The sequence below is a fragment of the Arthrobacter sp. PvP103 genome (assembly GCF_017833075.1).
GTDB lineage: Bacteria > Actinomycetota > Actinomycetes > Actinomycetales > Micrococcaceae > Arthrobacter.
The window spans coordinates 1,264,766-1,281,642 of record NZ_JAFIBQ010000001.1 but is presented as its reverse complement, the minus strand read 5'-3'; the positions used below and the strand labels follow the sequence as shown (position 1 = coordinate 1,281,642).

General features: G+C 65.5%; 20 protein-coding genes. 10 read left to right on the top strand and 10 right to left on the bottom strand.

The genetic code is table 11. The features are described from left to right. Positions 1-28: 28 nt before the first annotated feature. Complete coding sequence (locus JOE41_RS05910) at positions 29-571, bottom strand: hypothetical protein (protein ID WP_011693011.1); 543 nt, start codon at positions 569-571, stop codon at positions 29-31. Positions 572-957: 386 nt separating this feature from the next. Here JOE41_RS05910 and JOE41_RS05905 point away from each other — a divergent pair, with 386 nt between their 5' ends. Both JOE41_RS05905 and JOE41_RS05900 read left to right on the top strand, forming a co-directional pair. After that, positions 958-1,122, top strand: a complete 165-nt coding sequence (locus JOE41_RS05905; RefSeq protein WP_209751417.1) for a hypothetical protein — start codon at positions 958-960, stop codon at positions 1,120-1,122. Between the two features lie 199 nt (positions 1,123-1,321). Further along, complete coding sequence (locus tag JOE41_RS05900; RefSeq protein ID WP_209751415.1) at positions 1,322-1,459, top strand: hypothetical protein; 138 nt, start codon at positions 1,322-1,324, stop codon at positions 1,457-1,459. 414 nt (positions 1,460-1,873) lie between these two features. Here JOE41_RS05900 and JOE41_RS05895 read toward each other — a convergent pair whose 3' ends face one another. From JOE41_RS05895 to JOE41_RS05885, 3 genes are all read right to left on the bottom strand, one after another. Continuing rightward, entirely contained in the window at positions 1,874-3,289 is a 1,416-nt protein-coding gene (locus JOE41_RS05895; protein WP_245200642.1) for a hypothetical protein, read from the bottom strand. Positions 3,290-3,392: 103 nt separating this feature from the next. Continuing rightward, entirely contained in the window at positions 3,393-3,863 is a 471-nt protein-coding gene (locus tag JOE41_RS05890) for a hypothetical protein (RefSeq protein ID WP_209751413.1), read from the bottom strand. A gap of 168 nt (positions 3,864-4,031) precedes the next feature. Further along, the gene (locus JOE41_RS05885; protein WP_209751411.1) at positions 4,032-4,547 is read right to left on the bottom strand and encodes a MarR family transcriptional regulator; all 516 of its coding nucleotides are present in this window, start codon (positions 4,545-4,547) and stop codon (positions 4,032-4,034) included. A 121-nt stretch (positions 4,548-4,668) separates the two neighbouring features. Between JOE41_RS05885 and JOE41_RS05880 the strand changes: the two genes are divergently transcribed. Next, positions 4,669-4,899 carry a zinc-ribbon domain-containing protein gene (locus tag JOE41_RS05880; protein ID WP_209751409.1) on the top strand — a complete coding sequence of 77 codons (231 nt, stop codon included), beginning with the start codon at positions 4,669-4,671 and terminating at the stop codon, positions 4,897-4,899. A 218-nt stretch (positions 4,900-5,117) separates the two neighbouring features. Here the strand turns inward: JOE41_RS05880 and JOE41_RS05875 are convergent, their stop codons facing one another. Continuing rightward, complete coding sequence (locus tag JOE41_RS05875) at positions 5,118-5,375, bottom strand: hypothetical protein (protein WP_209751407.1); 258 nt, start codon at positions 5,373-5,375, stop codon at positions 5,118-5,120. A 257-nt stretch (positions 5,376-5,632) separates the two neighbouring features. On the opposite strand from JOE41_RS05875, the gene JOE41_RS05870 reads away from it, so the two are divergent. Then, positions 5,633-6,325, top strand: coding sequence for a TetR/AcrR family transcriptional regulator C-terminal domain-containing protein (locus JOE41_RS05870; RefSeq protein ID WP_209751404.1), 693 nt, complete (start codon positions 5,633-5,635; stop codon positions 6,323-6,325). Between the two features lie 328 nt (positions 6,326-6,653). Here JOE41_RS05870 and JOE41_RS05865 read toward each other — a convergent pair whose 3' ends face one another. Next, positions 6,654-7,388, bottom strand: a complete 735-nt coding sequence (locus JOE41_RS05865) for a GAF and ANTAR domain-containing protein (protein WP_209751402.1) — start codon at positions 7,386-7,388, stop codon at positions 6,654-6,656. A gap of 157 nt (positions 7,389-7,545) precedes the next feature. On the opposite strand from JOE41_RS05865, the gene JOE41_RS05860 reads away from it, so the two are divergent. Beyond that, positions 7,546-8,907: a MinD/ParA family protein gene (locus JOE41_RS05860; RefSeq protein ID WP_209751400.1), complete on the top strand. Its 1,362-nt coding sequence runs from the start codon at positions 7,546-7,548 to the stop codon at positions 8,905-8,907. Between the two features lie 10 nt (positions 8,908-8,917). Here JOE41_RS05860 and JOE41_RS05855 read toward each other — a convergent pair whose 3' ends face one another. Both JOE41_RS05855 and JOE41_RS05850 read right to left on the bottom strand, forming a co-directional pair. Next, positions 8,918-9,655, bottom strand: coding sequence for a GAF and ANTAR domain-containing protein (locus JOE41_RS05855; RefSeq protein WP_209751398.1), 738 nt, complete (start codon positions 9,653-9,655; stop codon positions 8,918-8,920). A 142-nt stretch (positions 9,656-9,797) separates the two neighbouring features. Beyond that, positions 9,798-10,538: a GAF and ANTAR domain-containing protein gene (locus JOE41_RS05850; RefSeq protein ID WP_209751396.1), complete on the bottom strand. Its 741-nt coding sequence runs from the start codon at positions 10,536-10,538 to the stop codon at positions 9,798-9,800. Between the two features lie 165 nt (positions 10,539-10,703). Here JOE41_RS05850 and JOE41_RS05845 point away from each other — a divergent pair, with 165 nt between their 5' ends. The 3 genes from JOE41_RS05845 to JOE41_RS05835 all read left to right on the top strand — a co-directional run bounded on the left by JOE41_RS05845 (position 10,704) and on the right by JOE41_RS05835 (position 13,266). Next, complete coding sequence (locus JOE41_RS05845) at positions 10,704-11,921, top strand: MFS transporter (protein WP_011692993.1); 1,218 nt, start codon at positions 10,704-10,706, stop codon at positions 11,919-11,921. Between the two features lie 73 nt (positions 11,922-11,994). Next, a complete protein-coding gene (locus tag JOE41_RS05840; protein ID WP_209751394.1) occupies positions 11,995-12,522 on the top strand; it encodes a DUF1579 family protein in 528 nt (175 codons plus the stop codon). 9 nt (positions 12,523-12,531) lie between these two features. Further along, a complete protein-coding gene (locus JOE41_RS05835; protein ID WP_209751393.1) occupies positions 12,532-13,266 on the top strand; it encodes a hypothetical protein in 735 nt (244 codons plus the stop codon). A 78-nt stretch (positions 13,267-13,344) separates the two neighbouring features. On the opposite strand, the gene JOE41_RS05830 is transcribed toward JOE41_RS05835, so the two are convergent. After that, positions 13,345-14,433 (bottom strand): NAD(P)/FAD-dependent oxidoreductase, encoded by a 1,089-nt coding sequence (locus JOE41_RS05830; protein ID WP_245200641.1) that lies wholly within the window; start codon positions 14,431-14,433, stop codon positions 13,345-13,347. A gap of 82 nt (positions 14,434-14,515) precedes the next feature. Between JOE41_RS05830 and JOE41_RS05825 the strand changes: the two genes are divergently transcribed. Then, on the top strand, positions 14,516-15,154 hold the full coding sequence (locus JOE41_RS05825) for a TetR/AcrR family transcriptional regulator (RefSeq protein ID WP_209751392.1): 639 nt from the start codon (positions 14,516-14,518) through the stop codon (positions 15,152-15,154). A 136-nt stretch (positions 15,155-15,290) separates the two neighbouring features. Here the strand turns inward: JOE41_RS05825 and JOE41_RS05820 are convergent, their stop codons facing one another. After that, the gene (locus tag JOE41_RS05820; RefSeq protein ID WP_011692988.1) at positions 15,291-15,902 is read right to left on the bottom strand and encodes a carboxymuconolactone decarboxylase family protein; all 612 of its coding nucleotides are present in this window, start codon (positions 15,900-15,902) and stop codon (positions 15,291-15,293) included. A gap of 375 nt (positions 15,903-16,277) precedes the next feature. On the opposite strand from JOE41_RS05820, the gene JOE41_RS05815 reads away from it, so the two are divergent. Further along, positions 16,278-16,793: a hypothetical protein gene (locus JOE41_RS05815; RefSeq protein WP_209751390.1), complete on the top strand. Its 516-nt coding sequence runs from the start codon at positions 16,278-16,280 to the stop codon at positions 16,791-16,793. The last annotated feature ends 84 nt before the right edge of the window (positions 16,794-16,877 follow it).

Sequence of the window (16,877 nt, the reverse complement as noted above, 5' to 3'; positions counted from 1 at the left end):
TGCCCGTCACCCCTCACGCGTTGTTCGGTTACTTCGGGCAGCTGTGGGCAGGGTTGTACGCGGCGAACATGCCGTCCGGATTGTCCTTCCACACCCAGGCGTGCAGGGCGAACGTGCCCGGGAACGGCCCGTCGTCGAAATCAACGCCGGCGAGTTCCGGCCGTTCTGCTGCCGTGGACAGGAACTCCACCGCCACCAGCTTCATGCGCCCGCGTTCGTTGGGCATGTACACCAGAATCTCAGGCTTGCGGGCCTGCGTCTTGTCATCGATCAATGACTCCTTGGCATAGTGGAAACCCATTGCCCCGACGCCGGGCTTGTCGATGCATTCGGTGATCTTCTTGTACCCGTCCTCGATTGCGTTATCCAGCCAGCGGTAATCGTCAGTGACATTCCGCAGCGTCTTCACCAGCCTGCGCTGTTCGGAACTGGACTTCCAGTCATCACTCTTGTCCGAGCCGCCACCGTGCCCTGACCCTTCATGCGCGACGGCGGTTCCGGGGGCCATGCCCACGGCCAGGACGGCGGCGGCGGCCATGGACATCAGTCCTGTTTTGGTGCGATTCCTCATTTTTTCTTCCAACCCTCTGAGACCCGAGATTTCCTTGTTCGGTAAGGGACGCGAAGCAGGGGTGCGAGATGCTCCTCTTCGCCAGGATGCCGGCCGGCCCGACGGGCACTGCCGGCGAATGAGCCGCCCGGGTGGAAATCATCCATCGATTGGGGGCGGCGTTAAAAGTATGCTCCTCCGGCGGAAAGCGGCGCTAGGGTGTGCGGAATTGTTTATTTACCGGCGATTTTTGCGGTGATTGGTCCGCTAAAAACGGCCCCTAACAGCAATGGGCGGACGGGTCGAAGAACAAGTACCACTCTCAGGCTTAAACGAGTGTTGGATGCCGCCAAAGACGAGTACAGACCACTCTGTCTAGAAGAGTTACCGGCCCGTAGCGTAAGTGCATGATTAGAGCCATCAAGGAAGCGATCCGCCGCTTTGTGGCGAGGAACATCGTCGCTGATGATCCGTACCCCGTCCGATCCTGGCTGGACCAGCAGAACATGCCCCCGGAAACCCGGACCACTTTCCCGCCGCCCATGCGGGACGCCAAAGGGTGGTCCCTATAACAGGCATCTAAATCCGGCATGCGATTGACAGGATTTGTTGGGTGCCTATACTGCGTTGGACAAATCCGGCGCGGCCCACGTAGGGTGATGATCGATCCGACATGGGGGATCCCACCGTTCGTTGCAGGCCGTTAACGCGGAGAGCTTTCCACGTAGCGTGCCAGCCTCGAGTGCAACGACGCATCCTGGAGGTAATTCCGTGGCCCTGACCGATTATGTCTTTGCGCTGTGCGCATTGATGGGAACCCTGTTCATTCCGTTTTCCGCTTTATACCTGATGCTCCGCTTCAAGCGCGGCGCCGCAGCGAAGCCCGTTCCCGTTGAGGTCCGCCGGTAATGCCCTACGTAGACATCAATCCCCACCGCTCCGGCCCCAAATGGCGCGGCTACCTGCTGCTCGGCGTGCTCCTGGTGCTCACCGCGGGCGTGGTGGCAGCGGCGCTATTCCGGGTCTAATTCCGCTTCAGCGGCATCCGGCCGGACCACAAGACAAAGGGCCCGCCTCCGCACGTGCAGGGTGCTCAGCTCCTGCACGACCTAGGGGCGGACCCTTCGTGTATCGCAGCCGGAAGACGGACCACCTGGGCCTGTTAGCGGCCGTTTCCGAACCGTTGCGATGGAACCAGCCTAGAAATTGCAGGTAGTATCCAGCACGAGTATTGGCTACCCGTTTTTCCATCCGGAAACACTCGTATCACCAGCCCCATACGCATCCTCCGCGATCACCCGTGTCAATCGGCACGGACCGGGATCACCCGTAGGTGAAGGTATTGCTCGTCGCTTGCTGGAGCGAGGTTCCGGTGGCGACCAATGTGCAGCCGAACCCGTTGCCGTTGAATGTCAGGTTCGAGAACGTGGCCACGCCGGCGGCGGCGGTGACGCTCAAGGTGCCCTTCAGGTTGCACTGGGACGACACCGTGACCGTCGCCGTGCTGGCCGACAGATTGCCGAAGGTGTCCAGGACACTGACGGTGACCGGCGGATCGATGACGGTGTTCTTGACCGGCGCGATTGTTGCGGACCCGAAGGCCAGCTTGAATGCCGCTGCGGCCGTCACCGTGACCTGCGCCGTGGCCGGAGTCAGGCCCGTTGCGGCCACAGTGACGCTGCGCGCTCCGGCTTTGGTGTCGCCATAGAAGAACGACGCCGATGCGGCCCCTGCCGGAATGGTCACCTTCGTGACGGTTGCGCCGCCGGACGTTGCGGCGAACACCTTGGTGCCGGTGGAGTTGGAGGCCAGGGTGACTTCTGTACTGCCGGCGGTCACGGGATTCCCGTAAGCGTCCAGGCGCTGGACGGTGAAGGGCCCGGTGGTGGCGGTGGCGGAAGCGGCACCCGAGGCCGGACCCGTGGCCACAAGCCGGGTGGGAGCCGCCGCCGTGACGGTGAATGCTGAGCTCACCACGCCCGCGTATCCCGGGCTGGACGCAATCAGGGTGTACACACCGGCCTTTGTCATGGACGGGCCGCTGAACGTGGCCTCGCCCCAGCCATTGGTGTAAACGGTCAATGTTCCCGCGAGAGTGCCGCCGCCGGGATTGCTCGCCAGGCCGATCGTCACCGGGACGTCGGATTTCCAGAGGGGCCATCCGAAGGCGGTCCGTAGTTCCACAGTGAATGCCGGCAGCGCGCTGCCTGCCATTACGGATGCCGCCGGCTGAACGCCGAAGCGAAGATCATTGATGCTGGACACAGTGACGTTGCCGCTGGCCGCGCTATTGGCTGTCCAGGAGCGGTGCACTGCCGTGACCACGTACTTGTGCGTACCTTCCGGAACGGAGGAGTCCGTGCAGGTGGTGCCCGTAATCGGCGCAGCCGGGCTGCTGCCGCAGGCCAAAACGGAGGTGGAGCCGGTGATGCGGCTGACGTAGTAACCCGTCGCCGCCGGCGTCCCGGCCGACCCGGTCCAGGACACGGACACGTTCGAGTTGCTGCTCGAAGGGACCGTCACATTGGTGGGCGGCGCCAGGGTGGCGACTGCCGCCGTCGTGCTTCCCTTTCCGGTTGCCGACCAGGAAGCGGACGCCGCCGGAGCGCCCAGAAGCATGGCAAGGACCAGTGCGACGCAGACCGCAATGCCGCGACGGATCAGGTGCTGAAACGACACCAGCCCCCGCCGGAAGCCGCGGGGGCTTCCGGGGGAGCTGGTGTTGTGCCTGCCGGACATACGCACCTTCTCGACATTGGCTCTGGGGGTGGTGGGGGTGCCACGTTCACCATTGGGGAATGAACCTGACGGAATTGAGGAGGAGCGTCAGCGCGCTACCCCTTCACTTTGCTTCGAAGTACAGCGGCACCGTGACGCCCTGGCAATCGTCCTGGTTGGTGGCCTTGTTGACCATCTTGATGGTGACGGTGCCCGGAACCGTGGCGCCTGCGGCGATCTGGCCCTTGGCGATGGTGGGCGTGCCAACCTCGAAGTCGCCTGCTGAGCAGCTGCCGGCAGTCCAGGCCGAGCCGTCTTCCAGGGCCACCTTGGCGGTAACATCGGCCAGGTTCTGCGAACCGGTGTTCTCATTCTTGACTGTGAAGGCAGCGGTCTGCGTGGGGCCGCCCGGGCTCAGGGCGTCGCCGGCGGCGGGGGTGCTGACAACCTTGAATGCCACCGTCTTGCCGGTGGACGCCTCGCCGGTGCCGACACCAACTGCGGACCAGTACGCGAAGGCCGCGCCGCCGCCGATTGCCACCATGGCAGCGGTGGTGATGATGATGCGCTTCTTGCGTCCAGCTACTTTGCTCATTGCAGTTCCCCTTGAACTTGTGCGGCTTATCCGCAGACCTTCGAGGCCTGTCCGGCTCCCGATAAATCGAGTCTCCGGGAGCACCATCAAGTCGGTTCAAAGAAATGATCAAGATTCACTAAAGCTTATTCCTGTCACTTTGGTAACTGCTGTAACAGGCAAATGGAGCTAGGCCTCTTCGCGAGCTTCGTCGGCCAGGGCCCGGGCCTGCTGCGACTCCGAAAGGTGTGCGATGTGCTGTTCCAGGTGCCGGCGCAGGTCCACCTCTACGTCGCGCTCGGGACGGGGGAGTCCGCGCACCAGCTCTTCGGCAGTCCGCAGCACGGACCGTCCCCGGGGCGTCAGCCGGACGCTGCGGCACCTGGCGTCACCCGCGCCGCGTTCTTTGTTGAGGAGGCCCATGTCCTTCAACCGGTCCAGGATCTTGCCCAGGCTTTGGGCGGTGATTCCGAGCTCGTCGGCGAGGCGGTTCTGGGTGGCGGGGCCAAGCTCCTCCACGCAATCAAGGGCGTCGAAGGACGATTTCGTGAGGCCCAGGCCAACAAGCCGCCGGTTGATTCTGCGCTCGTCCAGCCGCGCCGCCGTCGACAATAAGCGGTGGGTGGACCATCCTGCCGGTCTGTTCTGCTGGGCCAAAGCCATAAGCGTGTTGCCTGCCTTCCGGGAGACCGCGGCTGGGGGCACGGTAACGGTTCTGCTAGTTAAACCTCTACCCAATACTAAGCATGATTACTATTAGATCGTAAGCACCCTGATGAACCGGGTGTTTCGCCACCCTTGGGTCGAGAAACCCAGAAAGGCAGAGATGCTTCTACTCTTCGGCCTCAAGACCGTCCTGCGGGCATTGCCCGGAAGGCACTCAGCGTGCCGTTACTGCGGCCAGTACGTGGAGCAGTATCTCGAGGAACGGGCATCCAAATTCACGCTCTTCTTCATTCCGGTCTTCACCATGTCCCGGGCGTACCGCATCACATGCTCCAACTGCGGCCAGCAATCGTCGCTCTCGAAGAAGGGGATGAAGGCGCTGCCGCGGTAGGGGGGCTTTGGCCTCTGCGGAACCCGGGGAGCGGGGGCAATCCGGGCGAAGCCGCACCTCTGCCGGGGCGCGAAAAAGGCCGGTTCCCGGGTCAGCCCCCAAGGCTGACCGCGAACCGGCCTATCGTCGTCGTGCTTTTTCCTGGCAGTACCCCGCTGGAAGGTGCGTTTCGTTCTCCCGACGCCCGGCCTTCCCTGCGGCCTTTAGGCCAGGACCCTTTAGACCAGGGCCGGGCGGGTGGCCAGGATGTAGTCCGCGGCGGCGGCCCCCGTCATACGGAGGCGGCTGTCCGTTGACCTGATCCTGCGGGTCTTCATTTCCGACCAGAATTCCCCGGCGGCGGCCGGGATGAACTGATTGAGTATGCACCAGCTGGTGTACAGCCCGTAGAGCTGGTCTTTCCTGAGTGATGTATCGCCGTCCTGATCCGGAGCGGTGGCTTCGCTGAGGAAACGGTCAATTTTTGAAACGCCCATGGTTGGCTCTTTTCCGTACTGTGTGCGTCAAGTGCCGCCATTCGGCTACAGCAGCTGAACCTCAGATCCCTGCACAAGGCCTGAGGCGTTCCACGCCCTGGGTTAGCAGCAGTGACGAGCCGCATCCGTAGGGCTAATAAATAGTCTCCGCCGAATGCTCTACACCGTAGACTCTAGGCGTAGACTACGTGTTAAGCAAGAGTGGACAGCCACATGCTTGTATCTGCCAACCATCTCCGACGTTAGGAAACCCCGTCATGTCAGCCCCGCAGGAAACAGATTCCAGAAGACGGCTGACCCGTGAGTTAGTGCTTCAAACTGCCCTCGAACTGGTGGACTCCGAGGGGCTCGAAGCCTTGAGCATGCGCCGGCTGGGCCAGGCCCTGGACCGGGACCCCATGGGCCTCTACCGCTACGCGACCAACCGCGCCGACCTCCTGGACGGGATCACCGAACTTGTCCTCAACGAGCTGGCGATCTTCCCGACGGACCCTGACTGGCAGGCCCAACTGCGCCGGATCGCCCATGACCTCCGGCTCCTGGCGCTCCGGCACCCGAACGTTGTGCCGCTGCTGGTGACGCGCCCGCTGTCCACCCCGCTGGGTCTCCGGCCGTTGGGGACGTTGCGGCCGCTGGAACAGATCCTGGGTCTGTTGATCGAGGCGGGCTTTGAGCCGAACAACGCCCTCCACGTTTACCGCGCGTATTACGGCTTCCTCTACGGCCACATCCTGAACGAACTTCAGGAGTTCATCGTGGACGCCGATGAAAACGTTGCACTGCTTCGGCTGGGCCTGCACCGTCTCCCTGCCCGGGACTTCCCCCACCTCCGTGAGCTCGCGCCCGTGCTGGCGGACTACGACGGCGAGGCGGAACTGGACGAGGGCATCAGCATCCTGCTCTCCGGGCTCGCCGAGAGGCTGTCAGGCAAGGCAGCACCGGCCGGCTGATTTTGGTCAGTAATCCGGCCAGTCGATTGAATCGGCGAAAGCATGGAGAAATGATGTTGCGGCCGCTCCGGCGGCAAAAGCCAAGCTTGCGATGACAAACCCAATCGCCACTGGGTGCCCGGACCTGTGAGAGTGTTGGATGCTCATGGGTTGAAGCTTATGGATTGCCCTCGGCTGAGACGGCAGTAGCCATTACCTGTTTTGGTGGCAGCGCCACTCGCGAGCCCTACTTGTCCGCCGGGCGGGGCTCCTCCCCGGGGCCCTGCCTCGGCGGGATCCGACGGCTGGCGGCCGGCCGACCGGCATCGTGCGTTATGCCCGGTAAGCCTTAGGCGTCGAAGTGGGTCCGGACGTCGCCGCCGGCGAGGTTGGCCAGCATCTCCTCGGCCACGGTGCGGAGTTTCTGGTTGCGGTTGCTGGACACCTTGGTGAGGATGGCCATGGCCTCGGCCTGGGTGCAGCGGTTCTGGCCCATGATGACTCCGCACGCCAGGTCGATGGACGTGCGGCTCTCCATCGCGGCGGCAAGGTCGTCCGCCAGCGACTGCGCCGTGCCCAGCTTCACCGACAGCCGCACGGCACCGCCGGCGAGATCCGCGAACTCCACGGCCTCCCGGATGACGGCAGGAGTGAAGACGCCCGATTCGAAAGCGAAGAAGTTCAGCGCCGCGGCCGCATCCTCGCCGAGCTCAAGCGGCACGCCCAGGGTGGCCCGGCAGCCCTCGTCCGCCAGCGCTTTGCGGTATTCCGGCCAGCGCGGATCCTTGTCCACATCGGCCAGCAGCACCGGCTGCTTGACCCTGAGCGCCTCGATGCACGGACCGTCCCCGATGCGCTGTTCGATCTCGTCCAGGAGGACCGCCTTCGGACTGCTCCCGGCAACGGTGAAGGTCCTGCGCCGCCGCTTCAGCGTGACGCCGCATTCGATGGTGCCGGAGGTGTCGCGGCTCAGGGCACCAGCCGCCATGACGGACAGCCGCTCCAGGAACTCGGCAACATTCTGGGTGCCCACAATAATGTCCTGAAGTTCCAGGACGCGTTCGTGCTCGGGAGAGTTGGCCATTCCTCAATCTAAAGCGCACGCCCCGCCGGAGCAACTGTGTGCGCTTTCTCTCCGGGGGTATGTGGGGGACTTTTGGCCTATTGCGCCTAGAATTGCTCTTTGACCGAAGCCGTAAAGAGCCGTTGCACGCTTTGCCGAATGTCCTGGGGGGACGAACATGCCCGAATCGGCCGATAAGAACGCACGCGCCACTGCACACAATGCAGGGCAGCCCCAGCCGCGCCGCCGCCGCGACCTCCGTCGCCCGGCCGGTGCGTCTCCGGACGCCCGGACAGGAACCATGCCCGCCGCTGCCACCCCGAACAACAGCCGCACCGCACCCACCCGGCGGAGTTCCTGGGCCGAAGCGGCAGCCGTCGCCGACGCCCAGGCACAAGCCGGAGCAACTCCCGAGGCTCCGGCGGCGGCCCCCGCCCCGGTGCCGGCCGCTGTTCCTGCCTCGGTTCCCGCGCAGCCGGCCGACCGGCCAGCCGTGCAGCCGGCGGCAAAGCCGGCCACGTCCCGCAGGGGCGCCGTCCCCGCGGAACCCAGCGCGCCGCCGTCGAACGTTTCCCGCCAGGCCGCCAAACTGGCAGCAGCGGACGCGCCCATCTCCGACTTCATCACCGCGCCGGGTTCGTTTGTCCGTGAACAGAAGCCGCGCCCGCGCGGCGGGTTCCGCGGCGCCCTCTACGCCATGACCGGCGGAGCCATCAACCTGGGCCCCGGCCCCCGGCAGCGCGAAGAGGACGAACTGGGCCGGCGCATCTCCCGCCAGTTGCAGGGCAGCTACAACACCGCCGTGCTCAGCCTCAAGGGCGGCATCGGCAAGACCTCCACCACCGTGGGCGTGGGCCTGACCCTCGCTGAATTCCGCGGCGACGCCCCCTGCGCCATCGACGCCAACCCGGACTCGGGCGACCTCGTGGAGCGTGCACTCGGCGAAGGCATCTACCAGCAGTCCAGCCCGCGCACCATCACGGACCTGCTCAAGAACATCGACTCCGTGGACTCCCTCACGGCGCTGGCCCGCTACATGCACCACGCCGGCCGCCTGCACCTGATCGCGGGGGAGCAGGACCCGGAAGTGTCCGACTCGCTCACGGCCGAGGAATACCTCCGCATCCGCAAGCTCATCTCCGGCTATTACTCCGTGGCCCTGACCGACTGCGGCACCGGCGTCACGCACAATGCGATGAGCGGGATCCTGCAGTCCGCGGACAACCTGGTGATCGCCGCCGGCTACGCGGTGAGCGGCGCCAAGCGCGCCCGCAGCACCCTGCAGTGGCTCGCCAGCCACGGCTACGAGGACCTGGCCCGCAACGCCATCGTGGTGATCACGGACAAGGACGAGGTCTCCTCCCGCGTGGACAAGGACGCTATTGAGGACCACCTCTCCGGCATCTGCCGGCAACTGATCGCCGTTCCCCACGACCGTGGAGTGGCCGACGGCGACCTGGTCACCCTGGATGTGCTCAAGCCGGAGACCCGGCGCGCCTACAAAGAGATCGCTGCCGCGATTGTGGACGGGTACGTCTAGGCGCCGCGGGCTACCGCCAGTACGGGCCTGCCGGCCCCTGACGTGCGGAGATCTTCAGGATTTCTGCGCTGACGCTGGCAAGTGACTGCTTGCTGGACCTGGACAGGTGCATCAGTTCCTCAAGGGCGCGCTCCGGGGTGAATCCGTGCCGCTGCATCAGGATCCCCTGCGCACGGTGGGTGGTGTCCCGGCTGTGCAGGGCCGCGGTAACCACTTCCGTGAAGCGGCGCGGAGTGTCGGGACCTTGAATGTGGTCCAACAGCGTGGCTGCGGGAACCGCGAATTTTTCCAGCGACAGGGCCGCGGCATTATCGAAAGCCCCGGGTAGCGATGAGTAGACCTTCAACGCCCCCAGGCACCTGCTGGCAACAACAAGGGGAGAGCTGACCACGGACTTTATGGAGAGATCCCTGGCGGCCCGGGACCAGAGTGGCCAGCGGTCATCGGCTCCGGCGTCATTCGCCAGGACGGTGCGCTGGGACTCCCAGGCCCGAAGGCAGGGTCCCTGGCCGAGTTCATACTGCGCCGCGTCCGCGTTGACCACCACGGTGTCCGTGGACCCCGCGCTGGACAGGCCGCCGTCTTCGTCCACCAGTGACACGCCGACGCCGGAGCATCCCGGGAATGCGTCGCGGACACCCTCGGCGAGCAGGTGCACTGCGCGGTCCACCTTCTCCTGGGTCAGGAGCAGGCCCTTGATGCGGGCAAAAGTGAGCGATATTTCATTAAGGGGGAGTTCCTGGGGCATGCGTACGGGCTCTCTGCATCAGGACATGTGACGTCCTGGGAAGTGCCCCCTGCTGGGCCGGGACCGGGAAAGGGTCCGTAACCAGCATAACCCTCCCCGGGGCTGTCCCTGCGCCGGGACTGCGTTCCTGCAGGGCCTCCGATCACTTCCGGCGGGTGACAATCTCCCCGCTGCTGGCCAGATGTTCGGCCACGTCCCTGAGCTTCATGTTCGATTCCGAGCTCGCCTTGGTCAGCACCAGGAAGGCCTGCTGGGGCGTGATCTTGAACCTCTCCATCAGAATTCCCTTGGCCTGGCCGATCAGGTCCCGGGTGTCCAGGGCCTGGGTCAGCTGCGCGATTTCCTTGGCGTCGGAGAAGGCGATGGCGGCGTGGGCAGCTACCAGGAGTGCGATCTGTTCAGATTCGTCGTCGAAGACGTTCACGTCTTGGCCATAAAGGTTCAAGGCACCCAGTTTGTCCCCCTCCACGAAGAGCTGGATGGAGAGCATGCTGCGGGCGCCTAGGTTGTAGGCCGCCTGCGCGAAGCCGGGCCATCGTTTGTCGTTGGCCAGGTCGGGAACCCGCACCACGCGTTCGTCATAGGCTGCTTCCAGGCAGGGGCCCTGACCCATCTCACTTTGCAGCGCGTCTATTTTGACGGGAAGTTCACCCGAGGCAGCCCGGGACTCGATCGTGCGGCGGCCGGTCACCAGGCTGATGGAGGCCTCCGAGACGTGCGGGATCAGTTCCAGGGCGGCGTGGACAATGATCCTCAGGATGACTTCGGTGTCCTGTTCCTGCTGCAGGTCCCGGGCAAGATCGCCGAGCTGGCCAGCCAGTCCGGCGCCGGCCGCCCGGGGCTGTTCAACAGGTTCGCGAGTGCTGGCGGACTTCGATGTCATGGCTTGTCCCTAACCGGGTTACGAAAGCTTTTCGGCGATACCTGATCCTAGCCCCGTGGCGGGGCGATGCGTGAGGGGCTGCTGGAAGTTCCCGCCCTGACCCGGACCGTTGAACCGGGTGAACCGTCCCGCCGGTATTGCCCGGGCCTGCATAGGATGAAAGGGATGACCTCCGCACAAGCCACCAAACCCTTCAGCCTCCGCAGCATTGCCGTCCCCGCGTTCGGACCGGCGCTGCTGTTCTGCATCGGCGAAGGGGCGGTGCTTCCGGTAGTGGCGCTTTCCGCGCGCGACCTTGGCGCCTCCGTGGCGGTGGCCGCGCTGATCGTCACTCTGATCGGCCTGGGCTCATGGTTCTTCAACCTGCCGGCCTCCCTGATCACCCTCAAATTCGGCGAACGCTGGTCCATCGTCGGGGCCGCCGCGGCCGGTGCCCTGGCGCTGGCGGCGGCAGCGCTGTCCTCGGTGATTCCCGACGGACTGTGGCTGCTCGCGGCGGCGATGGTCGTCGTCGGGATGGCCGCCAGCGTCTTCAGCCTGGCCCGGCAGAAATACCTGACCGAGGCGGTGCCCGTGGCCTTCCGCGCCCGCGCCCTGTCCACGCTGGGCGGCGTGAGCAGGATCGGCATCTTCATCGGCCCGTTCGTGGGCGCCGGCGTCATGCAGTTTGCCGGGATCAGCGGCGCGTACTGGGTGGGCGTTGCGGCCATGGCAGCGGCCGCCATCCTGTCCGTCACTATCCCGGACCTGCCGCCCGCGCCGGGATCCGCCGACGGGAACCGCGGACCGGAGCCCACCATGCGGGGCATTGCCGTGTCCCACGCCGGCGTGTTCCTTACCGTGGGCGCCGGGATCCTGCTGCTCAGCGCCCTGCGCGCCTCCCGCCAGGTGGTCATCCCGCTGTGGGCGGACAACCTGGGCATGGACGCCACGCACGCCTCGCTGATCTACGGGCTCTCCGGGGCAATCGACATGCTGGTGTTCTACCCGGCCGGCAAGCTCATGGACCGCAAGGGCCGGCAATGGGTGGCCATCCCGTCCACGGTAATCATGGGCACCGCCCTGATGCTCATCCCGATCACGGGCACCTTCGTGGGCCTGCTGCTGGCGGCGCTGCTGATCGGGTTCGGCAACGGCATCAGCTCCGGCCTGATCATGACCCTCGGCGCGGACTTCTCCCCGGACCGCGGCCGCGGCCAGTTCCTGGGACTCTGGCGGTTCATTGCCGACGCCGGCGCCACGGGCGGCCCGGTGCTCCTCTCCGGCGTCACCGCCGCCGTCTCACTGGGGGCCGGCGTGTGGGCCACCGGCGTGCTGGGGTTCGCCGCCGCCGTCGTCTTCGCCATCACGATTCCGCGGCTCAAACACCGCCGGAACTACTAGCCGCGCGGTATCGGCGGGCCGAGCCGCTGGCGCCCCACTGGCGGCGCGGGCGGATCAGGGCCAGACTTCCGGTATGAAAATTGTCGAATGTTTGGCACCGTTCACGGGCACCTGGCAGGGCCACAACCGGATGCGGATCATGCCCACGGACGAATACCAGGAATCAGTGTCCGCCGCGACGGTGGCAGTAACGGCAAAGGACTTCGTGACCATCGACTACACATGGGCGCACGAGGGCCAGCCGCAGAACGGCCTGCTGCTCCTGGGCTCGGGGCCGGCCACTCGTGGTGACGCGGAAGGTGGGGCGAGGGCGGCGGGCGACGCACCGCCGTCGGGCGCTTCTTCCGGAACAAACGCCACGGCGGTGTGGGTGGATTCGTTCCACTCCGGGCCGGAGTGGCTCACCCTGTCCGGGACCATCGGCGACGACGGCGTAGTCCGGCTGACCGGCTCCTATCCGGCTCCGGAGGGACCCGACTGGGGCTGGCAGATCCACATCGAACCCGGCGACGGCAACGGCGGGCGCATCACCATGCACAACGTGGTGCCGGGCCACGATCCGTACCAGGTGGTCGAAGCCACCTACCGCAGGCAGGCCTAGGAGCGCGCCATGGAATCCATCAGGTCAGTCATCGCCGCCGCGGAACGCGACTCCCGGCTCCCCGAAGGAGCGGACGAACGGTTCACCGGCTACGGCATCATGGGCCAGCCGTTCAGCTCCGGCTACCTCCTCGCGCTGCGCCGGTTTCCCACCACCTCAGTGGGGCCCGGCTACACCGCCGTATGGATGCGCCGCCCCTCGGGCTCCTGGATTATGTACACGGACGTGCCCGCGGAGGTGTCCTGCCCCCGCTACTTCGGCAGCGCCCTGGAGTCCACGTCGGTCCACCGGATCGACGTCGCGTGGGCCGACGACCACCGCTTCACGGTGGACATAGCGGACGACGTCGGCCTCCACTGGGAGGTCACCCTCGCCGCCACACCGGTCACCCGTGCGATGTCCGCGCTCGCCTCCGCGCTGCCGGCAAAACTGTGGGGGAGCCCGGCCTTCTTACGGGTCATGGGAGCCGTGGCCGGGCCGGCGCTGCAGGCCGGCAGGATCGGGCTGGTTGGCCGGGTCCCGAACGGCCAGGGTTTCCGGGCCAACCCGAAACGGATGTGGTTCATCTCCGGCAGCACCGCCACATTGCAGGGCGAGAACCTGGGCTCCCTGCGGGCACTTCCGGTGCAGACCCGGCTGGGCGACTTCTGGATTCCCCAGCGCGGGATCTTCATGATGGGCTCGTCCAGGTTCGACGCGTTCGACCCAGCCGCGCACCACCCCCTCCCGGGCCCGCCCAACTAAACAGCAGCCTGTAGGGACGCTCTCTCACTTCCGGCGGGTTTTTCTGGGACGCTCTCTCACTACCGGTTGGGGCGGGCACTACTTCGTTGGTGCGGGGACTCCGCTCTTGCTGCGCTCCAGGATGCCGTCCACGACGTAGGCCGCGTCCCGGCCGACCCCGCCGATCAGCCCCGACGTGAGCGAGTACTGGAACGGCATGCCCACAAAGTACAGCCCGGGCAGCTCCGGCACGACCCCGCGGCGGGTTTTCGGCCAACCCCAGTCCGTCACGGGCAGCCCCTCGATCCAGTCCAGTGCTGGTTTGTAGCCCGTCGCCCAGATGACGGTGCGTACGTTCCGGGACGTGCCGTCGTCGAACGCGGGCTGTCCGCCCGCAGCGGCACTAAACCGCGGCAGCCGGACCACACCCGCCCGGTCCAGGTCCTTGACGGAGATTCGGATCAGCGGCGCCCCGCGCTGGTGGAAGTTGGCGGACACCTTCCGCCCGAGCGGGTTGTCCGTTGTCAGGACGAAATGGATGAACCGCCAGTAGAGCGGGTCTGCCCAGCGCAACACGGGATCGGGAACGTGGGGAGTGGGGCGGCCAGCGATAAATGTGCGGTGGGTAGCGGCGAGCTCCAGCGCAATTTCGGCACCAGAGGTCCCGGCGCCCACCACCAGCACGTCTCCGTCCGGGATGTCCGACGGACGCCTGTACTGCGAACTATGGAGTTGCAGGATCCCGGCATCCAGGCCCGCGGCCGCGGCCGGGATCCGGGGGAGAGCGTTGGCGCCGACGGCGGCAATCACGTTGCGCGCGTGAAGCACGCCACCGCTGGTGGTCACGGCAAAGCCGCTTTCGGTTGCGCCCACGCTGGCCACCTGCACGCCGGTGCGGACGGGAAGGCTGAACTTTTGGGCGTAGGACTCAAGGTAATCCGCGAACTCGTCCTTGGAGGGGCACGTGTTCCGGGCCGCCGGGAAGGCAACGCCGGGGAGGGCGTCGTGCTGGGCCGGAGTGAAGAGGCGGAGGGAATCCCACCTGGCCCGCCAGACGTCCCCGATCCGGGGTGTTTGCTCCAGGATGACGAACCGCATCCCCGCCTTGGAAAGGTGATATCCGGCGGCAAGGCCAGCCTGCCCGGCGCCGAGCACCACCACATCAAACTGCTGCATGTCCTGGTCCATGACTGGCTCCTTTGACCAACAACTGCGGTGTTTCGATGTCGTTAGAATATCATTCCAGTGAGTGGAGGGATAGTCTAAGTTCATGGCGCCAGCACCAAAAACAACAGCTCCCAGAATCACGCGGAGGACGGCCCAGGCGGCGGACACCCGGCTGCACATCGTGGCGACTGCCAGCAGGCTCTTCGCTACCAACGGCTACGTGCGTACCACCATCGAAGGCGTTGCAGCCGAGAGCGGCGTGGCCGTGCAGACCGTCTACAACTCCGTAGGAAACAAGGCGGCGCTGCTCTCGGCAGTGCTGGATGACGCCGCCTCAGGGCCGAACGCGCCGGCGCAGGTGCTGGAATTCATGCGCGAACGCACCCGCCAGGCTCCCAATCTTGAAGCGCTGCTGGCCATGCTGGCGGACTGGTTCGCCGAGGTGCACCAGCGGACCGGCACAGTGTTGGGCGTGATCGCGCAGGCGGCCGCCGTGGATGCCGATGTGGCGAAACTGGAAAAGGCCCGCGCCCTGCAGCGGCTGACGCGGTATCACGAAGCGGCCGCGGCGGTCAGGGAGCGCGGCGGCCTGACCTCGGGCATGTCCGACGAAGACGCCGCCGCAGCCATCTGGTCCCTCGGCCATCCGCAGGCCTACCGCACCCTGGTGAACGACGCCGGATGGACCCCCGAAGCCTACCGGGAGTGGATTTTCAAGGCGCTCGCCGCCGCTTTGGCTTAGGAGCGCGCGCTCGCCGTCTGCTGGACCCTCTCTCACTACCTGCAGGTTCTTTTGAAACCCTCTATCACTCTTCTTGAAGAAGTGAGAGAGGGTTTGGGCTTTTGTTGTCGGAAGTGAGAGAGGGTTTGGGCTGGGGTCAGGCGCCGCGGTGGCGCGGCTTCGCTTCTGCTCCGTACTGTGCCAGGGGCGCCAGAAGTGCGCTCCGGAGTTGAGGGGAGAGCTTGGTGGGGACGTCCACTTCGGACGCGATGGCCTGCAGCACGCGGCTCATGTAGTTCCGTGCACCGGCCGCGAGCGTGATGTCCAGGATTTCACGGTCGGTGAAGCCGTGGTCCCGCAGGTCGAGCGTGTCCGCGTCCGTCATGGTCACGGCGTCGGTACTGAGCCTCTCGGCGTACTCCATCATGGCCACCTCCGCCGGTGACAATCCCGCATTGTGGTAGTCCCGGGCGATCTGGACCAGCTCCTCCTCGTCAATCGCCCGCAGGGCTTTCACTCCATGGGCAAGTCGGCAGTGCGCGGATCCGAGCGCCTGCGCGGCGGCCAGGGTGACCAGTTCGTAGCGGCGCAGATCCATGTTCTGGGTGATGGCGCTGATGAGCGCTTCAAACGCCACGTACGCCTCCGGGTTCACCGACAGGTCCTTGGTGAATTTGGCGACATAACCGCGGGAGCGCAGTTCGTCGTCGTAAATCTTCGCCTTCAGGCCGAACGCCTGGCTTTCGGGAGTGGTGGCGAATATGGACATGGGGGATCCTTCTTCCGGCTGGGGCCACCCACGCTGCACGGCGGCGGAGAGCCCTTACAGCGCCGGTGCGGACAACTGCGATATTCCTCCGCGACCTGCGGCGAGTCAACACATGTGACGGCGTTTTGACGGGACAGAAGCGCAATGCGTAGCTGGGCATCGTTCATGAGGGGGCCCCGGCCGATTAACAAGTAGTGACTACTCAGGCAGGTCATCAGCTTGCTGAGTAAGGTCAATCCACGCGCCGGTGCGTTCAACACCGGACCGAGGCAGAGCGGCCTCCGAGCCGCCGTCAGGGTTCGCCCGTACCTATTTGCAACGTATGGTCTCCGCCCACTGGGTGATGCGTTCCCCTGCAAAGATTTGGAGACTTCCATGTTCGGTAAATCAACCCGTTGGCTCGCACCACTCGCGGCGACCGCCTCGGTTCTTCTCGCGGCGCCGGCGGCAAGCGCCGTCGTCGAGCGTCCGCCTTCGGCTCAATCATTCGATTACTACTTCACTGCGTCGAAAGGGGAAGGCTGCAGCTTCGACGTTTCCCTCACCGGCAGGGGAGGCAAGATCACACAGGTGACTCTCAAAGATGGGAGAATCTTTCTCGCCGGTAAGGGCGTCGTCCTCACGTACACAAATGTGTTGACCCAGGAAACCTACACGGTGAAGACGGCCGGCTCAGTGGCCAAGTATGATGTTCAGCCCGACGGAAGCGCTATTGCCACCTACACGGGTCACACCGGATTCGTCTACTACTCCGGAGACGACCCGGGCGCTGGAATCACGCAATACACGGGAAGGTTGGCTCTGACGTTGGAATCCCTTGACACGTTCGTAGTGGAGTCAGTGGACGCCACTGCGGGCCAATCCGTGGATGTATGCGACGCGCTTTCGTAAGCACATCCTGACCGGTGGCCCGGGCGCAGTGCGGCGCCCGGGCCATCCTTTGTCCGGGACGTGGCGGTTCCCGCGTCCGGCGCG

What these genes read in the sequence shown, in the direction of transcription:
- JOE41_RS05815 (WP_209751390.1), top strand. Translation starts at nt 16,278, where the DNA reads ATGTTCGGTAAATCAACCCGTTGGCTCGCACCACTCGCGGCGACCGCC.
- JOE41_RS05840 (WP_209751394.1), top strand. Translation starts at nt 11,995, where the DNA reads ATGAAAATTGTCGAATGTTTGGCACCGTTCACGGGCACCTGGCAGGGC.
- JOE41_RS05845 (WP_011692993.1), top strand. Translation starts at nt 10,704, where the DNA reads ATGACCTCCGCACAAGCCACCAAACCCTTCAGCCTCCGCAGCATTGCC.
- JOE41_RS05855 (WP_209751398.1), bottom strand. Translation starts at nt 9,655, where the DNA reads ATGCCCCAGGAACTCCCCCTTAATGAAATATCGCTCACTTTTGCCCGC.
- JOE41_RS05880 (WP_209751409.1), top strand. Translation starts at nt 4,669, where the DNA reads ATGCTTCTACTCTTCGGCCTCAAGACCGTCCTGCGGGCATTGCCCGGA.
- JOE41_RS05825 (WP_209751392.1), top strand. Translation starts at nt 14,516, where the DNA reads ATGGCGCCAGCACCAAAAACAACAGCTCCCAGAATCACGCGGAGGACG.
- JOE41_RS05905 (WP_209751417.1), top strand. Translation starts at nt 958, where the DNA reads ATGATTAGAGCCATCAAGGAAGCGATCCGCCGCTTTGTGGCGAGGAAC.
- JOE41_RS05860 (WP_209751400.1), top strand. Translation starts at nt 7,546, where the DNA reads ATGCCCGAATCGGCCGATAAGAACGCACGCGCCACTGCACACAATGCA.
- JOE41_RS05875 (WP_209751407.1), bottom strand. Translation starts at nt 5,375, where the DNA reads ATGGGCGTTTCAAAAATTGACCGTTTCCTCAGCGAAGCCACCGCTCCG.
- JOE41_RS05890 (WP_209751413.1), bottom strand. Translation starts at nt 3,863, where the DNA reads ATGAGCAAAGTAGCTGGACGCAAGAAGCGCATCATCATCACCACCGCT.
- JOE41_RS05820 (WP_011692988.1), bottom strand. Translation starts at nt 15,902, where the DNA reads ATGTCCATATTCGCCACCACTCCCGAAAGCCAGGCGTTCGGCCTGAAG.
- JOE41_RS05830 (WP_245200641.1), bottom strand. Translation starts at nt 14,433, where the DNA reads ATGGACCAGGACATGCAGCAGTTTGATGTGGTGGTGCTCGGCGCCGGG.
- JOE41_RS05895 (WP_245200642.1), bottom strand. Translation starts at nt 3,289, where the DNA reads ATGTCCGGCAGGCACAACACCAGCTCCCCCGGAAGCCCCCGCGGCTTC.
- JOE41_RS05865 (WP_209751402.1), bottom strand. Translation starts at nt 7,388, where the DNA reads ATGGCCAACTCTCCCGAGCACGAACGCGTCCTGGAACTTCAGGACATT.
- JOE41_RS05910 (WP_011693011.1), bottom strand. Translation starts at nt 571, where the DNA reads ATGAGGAATCGCACCAAAACAGGACTGATGTCCATGGCCGCCGCCGCC.
- JOE41_RS05835 (WP_209751393.1), top strand. Translation starts at nt 12,532, where the DNA reads ATGGAATCCATCAGGTCAGTCATCGCCGCCGCGGAACGCGACTCCCGG.
- JOE41_RS05850 (WP_209751396.1), bottom strand. Translation starts at nt 10,538, where the DNA reads ATGACATCGAAGTCCGCCAGCACTCGCGAACCTGTTGAACAGCCCCGG.
- JOE41_RS05870 (WP_209751404.1), top strand. Translation starts at nt 5,633, where the DNA reads ATGTCAGCCCCGCAGGAAACAGATTCCAGAAGACGGCTGACCCGTGAG.